Annotated in this window: 1 rRNA gene; it reads left to right on the top strand. The window is 54.4% G+C overall.

Features of this window, described 5'->3' with window-relative positions:
- Positions 1-1451 (top strand): 16S ribosomal RNA (locus LRP49_RS25075); the annotation flags it as partial.
- Positions 1452-1485: the final 34 nt, after the last annotated feature.

Genomic DNA, 1485 nt, shown 5'->3' with positions numbered 1-1485 from the left:
GGGCGGCGAGCGGCGGACGGGTGAGTAATGGCTGGGAACCTGCCCTGACGTGGGGGATAACAGTTGGAAACGACTGCTAATACCGCATGATGTCTACGGACCAAAGAGGAGGACCTTCGGGCTTCTCGCGTCGGGATGGGCCCAGTTGGGATTAGCTAGTTGGTGAGGTAATGGCTCACCAAGGCGACGATCCCTAGCTGGTTTGAGAGGATGATCAGCCACACTGGAACTGAGACACGGTCCAGACTCCTACGGGAGGCAGCAGTGGGGAATATTGCACAATGGGCGCAAGCCTGATGCAGCCATGCCGCGTGTGTGAAGAAGGCCTTCGGGTTGTAAAGCACTTTCAGCAGTGAGGAAGGTTACGTAGTTAATACCTGCGTGATTTGACGTTAGCTGCAGAAGAAGCACCGGCTAACTCCGTGCCAGCAGCCGCGGTAATACGGAGGGTGCGAGCGTTAATCGGAATTACTGGGCGTAAAGCGCATGCAGGCGGTTTGTTAAGCAAGATGTGAAAGCCCCGGGCTTAACCTGGGAACCGCATTTTGAACTGGCAGGCTAGAGTCTTGTAGAGGGGGGTAGAATTTCAGGTGTAGCGGTGAAATGCGTAGAGATCTGAAGGAATACCGGTGGCGAAGGCGGCCCCCTGGACAAAGACTGACGCTCAGATGCGAAAGCGTGGGGAGCAAACAGGATTAGATACCCTGGTAGTCCACGCTGTAAACGATGTCTACTTGGAGGTTGTGGCCTTGAGCCGTGGCTTTCGGAGCTAACGCGTTAAGTAGACCGCCTGGGGAGTACGGTCGCAAGATTAAAACTCAAATGAATTGACGGGGGCCCGCACAAGCGGTGGAGCATGTGGTTTAATTCGATGCAACGCGAAGAACCTTACCTACTCTTGACATCCAGAGAAGCCGAAAGAGATTTTGGTGTGCCTTCGGGAACTCTGAGACAGGTGCTGCATGGCTGTCGTCAGCTCGTGTTGTGAAATGTTGGGTTAAGTCCCGCAACGAGCGCAACCCTTATCCTTGTTTGCCAGCACGTAATGGTGGGAACTCCAGGGAGACTGCCGGTGATAAACCGGAGGAAGGTGGGGACGACGTCAAGTCATCATGGCCCTTACGAGTAGGGCTACACACGTGCTACAATGGCATATACAGAGGGCAGCAAGACCGCGAGGTGGAGCGAATCCCATAAAGTATGTCGTAGTCCGGATCGGAGTCTGCAACTCGACTCCGTGAAGTCGGAATCGCTAGTAATCGTGGATCAGAATGCCACGGTGAATACGTTCCCGGGCCTTGTACACACCGCCCGTCACACCATGGGAGTGGGCTGCACCAGAAGTAGATAGCTTAACCTTCGGGAGGGCGTTTACCACGGTGTGGTTCATGACTGGGGTGAAGTCGTAACAAGGTAGCCCTAGGGGAACCTGGGGCTGGATCACCTCCTTAACGATACTATTAATGCAAGTGTCCACACAGATTG

It is taken from the genome of Enterovibrio qingdaonensis (assembly GCF_028683135.1).
Classification (GTDB): domain Bacteria; phylum Pseudomonadota; class Gammaproteobacteria; order Enterobacterales; family Vibrionaceae; genus Enterovibrio; species Enterovibrio qingdaonensis.
Note: the sequence above shows the minus strand (reverse complement) of the source record. Positions and strands in the feature narration are given on the sequence as shown.